The 7265-nt window shown below is 57.6% G+C and carries 11 protein-coding genes; all 11 read right to left on the reverse strand.

Translation table 11 applies throughout. The annotated features are described in order from the left end of the window. Positions 1-53: 53 nt before the first annotated feature. The 11 genes from BDE01S_RS06640 to hisA all read right to left on the reverse strand — a co-directional run bounded on the left by BDE01S_RS06640 (position 54) and on the right by hisA (position 7050). A complete protein-coding gene (locus tag BDE01S_RS06640; protein ID WP_066079090.1) occupies positions 54-524 on the reverse strand; it encodes a nuclear transport factor 2 family protein in 471 nt (156 codons plus the stop codon). Positions 525-638: 114 nt separating this feature from the next. Beyond that, positions 639-1415, reverse strand: a complete 777-nt coding sequence (tatC, locus tag BDE01S_RS06645) for a twin-arginine translocase subunit TatC (protein WP_066079093.1) — start codon at positions 1413-1415, stop codon at positions 639-641. A 7-nt stretch (positions 1416-1422) separates the two neighbouring features. After that, positions 1423-2091 (reverse strand): Sec-independent protein translocase protein TatB, encoded by a 669-nt coding sequence (tatB, locus tag BDE01S_RS06650; RefSeq protein ID WP_066079096.1) that lies wholly within the window; start codon positions 2089-2091, stop codon positions 1423-1425. A gap of 3 nt (positions 2092-2094) precedes the next feature. After that, positions 2095-2295 carry a Sec-independent protein translocase subunit TatA gene (tatA, locus tag BDE01S_RS06655; RefSeq protein WP_066079099.1) on the reverse strand — a complete coding sequence of 67 codons (201 nt, stop codon included), beginning with the start codon at positions 2293-2295 and terminating at the stop codon, positions 2095-2097. Between the two features lie 55 nt (positions 2296-2350). Then, positions 2351-2674, reverse strand: coding sequence for a histidine triad nucleotide-binding protein (locus BDE01S_RS06660; protein WP_066079101.1), 324 nt, complete (start codon positions 2672-2674; stop codon positions 2351-2353). Positions 2675-2796: 122 nt separating this feature from the next. Beyond that, entirely contained in the window at positions 2797-3117 is a 321-nt protein-coding gene (locus tag BDE01S_RS06665; RefSeq protein WP_066079118.1) for a phosphoribosyl-ATP diphosphatase, read from the reverse strand. Between the two features lie 328 nt (positions 3118-3445). Beyond that, positions 3446-3847: a phosphoribosyl-AMP cyclohydrolase gene (gene hisI, locus BDE01S_RS06670; protein ID WP_066079104.1), complete on the reverse strand. Its 402-nt coding sequence runs from the start codon at positions 3845-3847 to the stop codon at positions 3446-3448. A gap of 58 nt (positions 3848-3905) precedes the next feature. Continuing rightward, a complete protein-coding gene (locus tag BDE01S_RS06675; protein WP_066079109.1) occupies positions 3906-4670 on the reverse strand; it encodes a sulfite exporter TauE/SafE family protein in 765 nt (254 codons plus the stop codon). A gap of 356 nt (positions 4671-5026) precedes the next feature. After that, on the reverse strand, positions 5027-5794 hold the full coding sequence (hisF, locus tag BDE01S_RS06680) for an imidazole glycerol phosphate synthase subunit HisF (RefSeq protein ID WP_066079111.1): 768 nt from the start codon (positions 5792-5794) through the stop codon (positions 5027-5029). Positions 5795-5928: 134 nt separating this feature from the next. Next, entirely contained in the window at positions 5929-6231 is a 303-nt protein-coding gene (locus BDE01S_RS06685) for a multidrug transporter MatE (protein ID WP_066079112.1), read from the reverse strand. Positions 6232-6306: 75 nt separating this feature from the next. Next, the gene (hisA, locus tag BDE01S_RS06690; RefSeq protein WP_066079115.1) at positions 6307-7050 is read right to left on the reverse strand and encodes a 1-(5-phosphoribosyl)-5-[(5-phosphoribosylamino)methylideneamino]imidazole-4-carboxamide isomerase; all 744 of its coding nucleotides are present in this window, start codon (positions 7048-7050) and stop codon (positions 6307-6309) included. Between the last annotated feature and the right edge of the window lie 215 nt (positions 7051-7265).

A 7265-nucleotide genomic window follows, 5' to 3' on the forward strand; every position in this document is an offset into this window, starting at 1 on the left:
AGCATTGCAGCCAAACTCAAAGCACTTTTATCCCGAACTCACGTTAACCATAATCAATACACCGTATGGCTGCCGACGGTGGTTTCAGGAATGGCTTGAATCACGTCCCAATGCTCGACGATTTTGCCGTTTTCCAAGCGGTAGATCTCCACCAGCACCCGCCCGCGGTCTTGCGGATGGCTTTTGACAACGGCGTGCAGCCAGACCAAATCGCCGTCGGCGGCGGTGCGGATAATACGGTTGCTGCGTTCGGGCTCTTTTTGGAAGAGGGCGGGGAGGATTTTATGCAGGGCGGCGCGGCCGTCGGGCAGGCCGGGGCTGTGCTGGATATACGGCTCGCCGATGTAGCGGTCGATGGTGCTTAAGTCGCGTTTGACAAATACGCTTTCGTAAAAGTCGGTCACGGTGCGGCGGTTGGCTTCTTCCTGCGCGGTATGGCGCGGTGTGGTGGCGGCACAGGCACCGAGCAGCAGGGTGGCAATCAGGGCGGTAAACAGGGCGGTAAACAGGGTGGGTTTGAACATGGTTTTTTCGGGAAAATAAGAATAAAACAGGCCGTCTGAAAAAGTGTTGTTTCGCTGTTTTCAGACGGCCTGTTCGGATTGGGTCACTAATTGTGGGAACGGTGCTGCCTGCTTTTACGGGTTGGCCGGCGGCGGCGGGTCGGCGGGTTCGCCGTCTTGCGCTTTGGGGCGGGTGAAGCGGCTGAACCAGATGCCTGCTTCATACAGGATAATCAGCGGCACGGCCAGCAGGATTTGGGAAATGACGTCGGGCGGGGTGACGATGGCGGCGACCACAAATGCGCCCACAATCACATAAGGCCGCGCCTGCTTGAGCTGTGCGGTGCTGACAATGCCCATTTTGGCGAGTAAGACGACGACTACGGGTACTTCAAACGTCATGCCGAATGCGACGAACATGCCGAGGATAAACGATAAATATTTGTCGATGTCGGTGGCCATGTTCACGCCGACGGGGGTCACGCCTGCGAGAAATTGGAAGATAACGGGAAACACCAGATAGTAGGCAAAGGCCATGCCTGCGGCGAAGAGCAGCAGGCTGGAAAGCACCAGGGGGGTAATCAGCCGTTTTTCGTTTTGGTAGAGGGCGGGGGCGACGAAAGCCCAAATCTGATAAAGGGTGTGCGGCAGCGACACTAGAAACGCGGCCATTAAGGTGACTTTGACGGGCACGAAAAACGGCGCAATCACATCGGTGGCAATCATGCTGGTGTCGGCGGGCAGGGAGGCCATCAGCGGCTTGGCGGCAAAGGAATACAGCTCTTGGGCAAAGGGCATCAGGCAGAGAAAACACAGCAGCAGGCCGCCGGCGGTCCATACCAGGCGGCGGCGCAGTTCGAGCAGGTGCTCGATCAGGGGCTGGGTGGGTTGTTCGATAGGGGAATCAGACACCGGTCACTCACTTTTTACGGACTCGAAGTTTCGGCTGTGCGCGGAATTTGGGGCGCATATCGCGCTTGCGCTGCATGGCCTGCTTGCGTAGGGAAACGGTGTGGAAGCCCGTGCCGCCGTAAGCGGGGTAATGGCTGTCGGGCGGCGGGGCTTCGTATTCGCTGTAGCTGACCTGCGGTATTTCAGACGGCTTGGCGCCGGTTAGATAGTCGCGCCAGGCTTGGTCTTGGCTGTCGGCGGCGGCAGGCTCGGCGGCGGTTTCCGCGTGTGCGGCGGCTTCTGCCGTATCGCTGCCTGCGTCGGCATCATTGGAAACGGGCAGGGGCTTGCCTTCCGCATCCAGGCCGAAATCGGCGGGCGTGCGCTGCTCGGGCAGACGCTCCCAGGGCTTGAGGCCGTCTGAAATTTCGTGGAGGCTGCTTTGCGCGCTTTGCCCCGTGCTTGCCAGCTCGTCTTTAAGCTGTGTGGCGGCGGCTTCAAACTCTTGCTTGGCTTTGCGCAGCTCGTCCAAATCCGCCTGCGCGTTCAGCTCCTGCTTGACGCTGCTGACCAGCTGCTGCAGCTTGCCGACCAGTCTGCCCGCCATGCGCGCGGCATGGGGCAGGCGCTCGGGGCCGAGTACGACTAAGGCGACTGCGCCGATCAGCAGCAGCTCGCTTAAACCGAAATCAAACATGGATTAGGCTTTGTTGTCGTCTTTTTGGTGTTCGATGACTTCGTCTTTTTTGGCTTGGCCGTCGGTGCCTTCGTTCAGGCCTTTTTTGAAATCATGTACCGCGCCGCCGAGGTCTTTGCCGACGTTACGCAGTTTTTTGGTACCGAACACCAATACCACGATAACCAAAACGATAATCCAGTGCCAAATAGAAAAGCTGCCCATTTGAGGTCCTTTAGGGAAGTAGATTAAAGAATGTGGGGAATGCAGGCAAACCGTATCAGGCCGGCGTGCCCATGATGTGGATATGCAGGTGGAACACTTCCTGCCCGCCGCCTTTGCCGGTGTTAATCAGGGTTTTGAAGCCGTTTGTCAGGCCGGCGGCTTCGGCGATTTGCGGTACTTTCAGCATCATTTTGCCCAGCAGCGCTTCATGTGCCGCTTCGGCGTGTGCCAGCGAATCGAAGTGGACTTTCGGAATCAGCAGCAGGTGCACGGGGGCGGCGGGGTTGATGTCTTTGAAGCAGAGCATGTCGTTGTCTTCGTAAACGACTGCGGCGGGGATTTCTTTGTCGGTGATTTTGCAGAAAATACAGTTGCTCATAAAAATGCTCCGAAGGGCCGTCTGAAAATTTCGGGGTAGGGGAAGCAGGTTGCTTGGGTTGTCCAAACAATCTGCTTAAATATTCAGACGGCAGGAAAGTTAAGCGGAATTGTAATACAGTTTCAGCCCTCTGTGCGAGCGGCTTTTTCCGCCAAGCCCGACAAACCTTGACGGCGCGCAAGTTCGGCGATGACATCTTCGACGCGCAAGCCGTGGTGGGCGAGCAGAATCATGCTGTGAAACCATAAATCGGCGGTTTCGTAAACGATGTGTTCTTTGTCGCCGTCTTTGGAGGCCATCAATACTTCGCCGGCTTCTTCAATCACTTTTTTGAGGATTTTGTCGCCGCCTTTGTGCAGAAGCTGGGCAACATAGGATGCTTCGGGATTCGCACCTTGGCGCGAATCGATGACGTCTTGGATTTGGGTGAGGATGTCGGTCATGGTGGTTTTTATGTGGTTTTTCATATGGGTCGGGTTGTCAGCCCGACAAGGGTGGTAATAGGGAAAGTGTCGGGTTGGTAATCCGACCTGCAAAGTTTCAGCCGTAGGACGGGCATTCCTGCCCGTCACTCATTCGTAGAATGAGATAAACCTTTTGTTTAGCCATTTTCTTTGCCTTGCGGCAAAGCGACGGGCAGGGATGCCCGTCCTACGACCTTGAATATCATAGACGGTTGGGCATTCAGGGTAGCGGGCGGGTGTCAAACCCGCCCCTACGGTCATGCTTACTTGGCGTTATATGATTGGCCATACAGGCTATTCAGACGGCCTACGGATGCTTATGCCCGTAAATACTGTCTTCATCTTTCAACACCGCGTCGCGGGTTTCCCACGCTTCGCCGTTCCATACTTGGTAAAAGCAGCTTTCGCGGCCGGTGTGGCAGGCGATGCCGCCGTTTTGTTCAATCAGCATGACGATGGCGTCGCCGTCGCAGTCGAGGCGCAGCTCGCGGACTTTCTGCGTGTGGCCGGATTCTTCGCCTTTCATCCACTGTTTCCGGCGCGAACGGCTGTAATAGTGGGCGAAACCGGTTTCGGCGGTTTTCTGCAAGGCTTCGGCATTCATCCATGCCACCATCAGCACGCGCTTGGTCTGCCAATCTTGGGCAACGGCGCAGATCAGGCCTTTGTCGTCGAATTTGACGGATTTTAAGAGGTTTTCGCTGTTCATGGTTCTTTATTACGGGAAAGGCCGTCTGAAAAAGTGTTTGCGTTCGGACGGTGCGGGGTTATTTCAATAAGGCCAAAACGACGGCAATCAGGGTCATGGCAAACAGGATTTTGCGTAAGGTGTCGGGTTGCAGCTTGATGGCGGTTTTCACGCCGATGCGGGCGCCGAGCGCGCTGCAGGCGGCTAAGACCAGGCCGACGTCCCACATCACTTGGCCGCGGACGATGAAAATCGATAAGGCCACCAGGGTAAAGCCGAGTGTGCAGCAGACTTTCAGTGCATTGGCTCGTACGAGGTCGTAGCACAGCATGCCGGCCAGTACGGGCAGCAGCACGAATCCGGCGGCGGCCTGTACGAAGCCGCCGTAGATGCCGACAGCGGCCAATGCCCAGCGTGATTTGGGGTTGTCGGCGACGCGCACGGGGCGGACGTCGGGGGCGTGTACCAGTAAATCGGGACGGAAGGCCACCAACGCGGCCACGCCGAGCATGGTCAGCAGCAGCATGGATTTGAGGATGGCGACGGGCGCGAATGAGGCGGCCAGTGCGCCGATGATGCCGCCGACGATGGTCGGCCATAAGATGGCGGGCAAATCTTCGGTGGGCAGTTTGCCTGCTTTGTAAAAGCCTTGCAGGCCGGATACCGATTGCACCAGTACGCCGACGCGGTTGGTGCCGTTGGCGATGTCGGCGGGGATGCCGAACATCATCAGTACGGGCAGTATCAGGTTGGAGCCGCCTCCGGCCATCATGTTGATGATGCCGGCTGCGATGCCGAGTATGCCGATCAGCAGATATTGGGTCAGGGTGAAGTCGAGTTCCATGTGTGCTCCGTGTGCGGCGGCTTGGTTTTAGTGTGGCTGAAACTTGGTTTTCAGACGGCCTTTTGGCAGGAATGCCGTCTGAATATGCAGTCAAATTCCCAAGAAACCTTAACACGCAGGCCGGGCTTCAGACCGGCAAAACCTTGCAACATATTGATATTGCTGGGCTGAAGCCCAGCCTGCTCATTTTGGTTTTTTAGGAATTTCACTATGTAACATGAGTTCGGGATAAGTGTTTCTTTGTGCACAATAAGCCTATCCTGCGGCTTGGTTTTCAGACGGCCTTCTTTGTTGTCGGGCAAAGCGGTGGGGTGTTAATCCCGCCTGACGCAGTTCGGCTTGGCCGTCCTACTCTGTTACAGCCGCACTTCAATCCCTGCGGCCTGCATGGCCTGCTTGGCTTCGCGGATGCTGACTTCGCCGAAGTGGAAGATGCTTGCGGCCAATACGGCGTCGGCTTTGCCTTCTTTGACGCCGTCGATTAAGTGCTGTACGTTGCCAACGCCGCCGGAGGCGATAACGGGAATGTCCACGGCTTCGCTGATGGCGCGGGTGAGCGGCAGGTTGAAACCGGTTTTGGTACCGTCCCTGTCCATGCTGGTGAGCAGGATTTCGCCTGCGCCGCGTTTCTGCATTTCCACCGCCCAAGCAACTGCGTCCAGGCCGGTGGGTTTGCGGCCGCCGTGGGTGAAGATTTCCCAACGGGTGTTTTCGGGATTGACGGCTTTGGCGTCGATGGCGACGACGATGGCCTGCGAGCCGAAAAAGCCGCTGGCTTCGTTGACCAAATCGGGGTTGGTGACGGCGGCGGTGTTGATGCTGGCTTTGTCGGCACCGGCATTCAGCAGGCGGCGCACGTCGGCCACGGAGCGCACGCCGCCGCCGACGGTCAGCGGGATGAAGACTTGCGAGGCGACTTCTTCGATAACGTGCAAAATGGTGTCGCGGTTGTCGGAAGAGGCGGTGATGTCGAGAAAGGTCAATTCGTCCGCGCCTTCGTCGTTGTAGCGTTTGGCAACGTCAATGGGGTTGCCTGCGTCGCGCAAACCTAAGAAATTCACGCCTTTGACGACGCGGCCGTTGTCCACGTCGAGGCAGGGGATGATGCGTTTTGCCAGTGCCATTGGGGTCTCCGTAAAAATGGGCGGCCAAACGGCCTGCGGGGTGCGGCTTTATCGGGCCGTCTGAAAATCAGGGCGTTTGAGCGGCGCGCGGCGGTAGGGCGGATATTCAGACGGCCTTTGTGCAGTCAGGCTGTCTAAAGCCAGTCGGGCAGATGCAGGGCCAGATGGAAATAGCCGATACCGGCCGCCGCTGTCAGCAGCAGGGTATGGATAAAGCTGCTGCTGAGGCGGTTAATCAGAATGAAAACCAGCGCGGTGTAGAGCCAGAGCACGCTGTTGAATGCAACCCAGCGGCCGTCCACCAGCGGCATTTCCCATTCGGCCAGATGGCGGAAAAAGGCAGCGATGATGGTAAACCACAGGCTTTCGCTCAGCGGGTAAAGCTCGCGGTCGGCCGACCAGACCGCCCAAAAGCTCAATACGAACGCTTCCAGCATAATGTTCCCGATGTGTGAGGTGGGCAGAAACCGCCCCGCCTGTTGGTATGGTTATGGCGGCGGGGCGGAGCGGAATCAGGCGGCAGACAGGGTGTCGGCCAGCGTTTGGGCTTCGGCGAAATCGATGCTGCCTTCGTAAATCGCGCGGCCGGTAATCGCGCCGGTTACGCCGCTGCTTTCCACGGCGCACAGGGCGCGGATGTCGTTCAAGTCGGTCAGGCCGCCGGAGGCAATCACGGGAATTTTCACGGCTTCGGCGAGCTTGACGGTGGCTTCGATGTTGACGCCGCTCATCATGCCGTCGCGGCCGATGTCGGTATAGATGATGCTGTTGACGCCGTCGTCTTCAAATTGGCGGCTCAAGTCGATGACGTGGTGGTCGGTGACCGTGGCCCAGCCGTCGATGGCGACCATGCCGTCTTTGGCATCAAGGCCGACGATGATGTGTCCGGCAAACGCTTTGCAGGCCTGGCGCACAAACTCGGGGTCTTTGACGGCGGCGGTGCCGATAATCACATCGGTTAAACCTAATTCCAGATATTTTTCAATAGTTTGCAAATCGCGAATGCCGCCACCCAGCTGCACGGGAATGTCTTTGGCAACGGCTGCTAAGATTTCTTTGATGGCGGGGAAGTTTTTCGGCTCGCCGGCGAATGCGCCGTTCAAATCCACCAAATGCAGACGGCGCGCACCCTGTTTGAGCCAGTGGGCGGCGGTTTCGGCGGGGGAATCGGAGAATACGGTGGCCTCTTCCATCAGGCCCTGCTTCAGGCGCACGCAGCTGCCGTCTTTCAAGTCGATTGCGGGAATCAGTAACATGGTGTTCCTATCTAAAAATGGCTGCGGCAGCCGCGCAGGGCGGGGCAGGCCGTCTGAAAAATGGTTTGGGAATGGGGATGGCAAAGCGGTTGCGCCGGAGCGTTCTGCAGGATTTGCCTTGATGTATCGTATTTGCCAAACAGGCAGCGTTGCGCCCGCCCATACCTGATGGCGGCACGCGGTTATTTTACACAATTTAGCGGTTTTGGGCAGGA

It is taken from the genome of Bergeriella denitrificans NBRC 102155 (assembly GCF_001592185.1).
GTDB classification, from domain to species: Bacteria; Pseudomonadota; Gammaproteobacteria; order Burkholderiales; family Neisseriaceae; genus Neisseria; species Neisseria denitrificans.